Genomic DNA, 563 nt, shown 5'->3' with positions numbered 1-563 from the left:
GAAAGCAGTGCTAATAGCCTCTGAAAACCCGGAAAGCCCGTCTTTGCAGGCGATCAGGATATCTTGAACCCCCCTGTTTTTCAGGTCATTACACACGCCGAGCCAGAAACTGGCGCTTTCGTTTTCCCCAACCCAGATCCCTAAGACTTCCTTCTGGCCGGCCATATTAATGGCCATTACGCTATAGGCTGCTTTATTAATTATCCGGTTATCCTTACGGACTTTGAAGTGGATAGCGTCAAGAAAAACTACCGGGTAAACGTGGTCCAGAGGCCTTGACTGCCACTCGGAGATCATGGGCAAGATCTTATCGGTAATTTTACTAACCATTGTTGGCGAAACATCAATGCCATAGATGTCCCGCATGTGGTCTTCGATATCCCTGGTGGACATGCCCTTGGCGTACATGGCTATAATCTGCTCTTCAAGTTGGTTGGAAGTCTTTTCATATTTGCCGATAATTCTGGGCTCGAATTCACCATTTCGATCCCGGGGGATTTCAATTTCTGATTTGCCAAACTTGGTTTGGATAGTTTTTTTGTTGTAGCCGTTACGGCTATTAC

At 46.4% G+C, this 563-nt stretch carries 1 protein-coding gene; it reads right to left on the bottom strand.

Annotated elements, in window-relative coordinates; all coding sequences use genetic code 11:
- On the bottom strand, nt 1-563 hold a 563-nt coding region (locus tag Pmgp_RS19370; RefSeq protein WP_134216323.1), incomplete at both ends, for an IS256 family transposase.

The organism is Pelotomaculum propionicicum (genome assembly GCF_004369225.1).
GTDB classification, from domain to species: Bacteria; Bacillota; Desulfotomaculia; order Desulfotomaculales; family Pelotomaculaceae; genus Pelotomaculum_B; species Pelotomaculum_B propionicicum.
The sequence above is the reverse complement of the archived record's forward strand: the minus strand, read 5'-3'. Positions and strand labels throughout refer to the sequence as shown.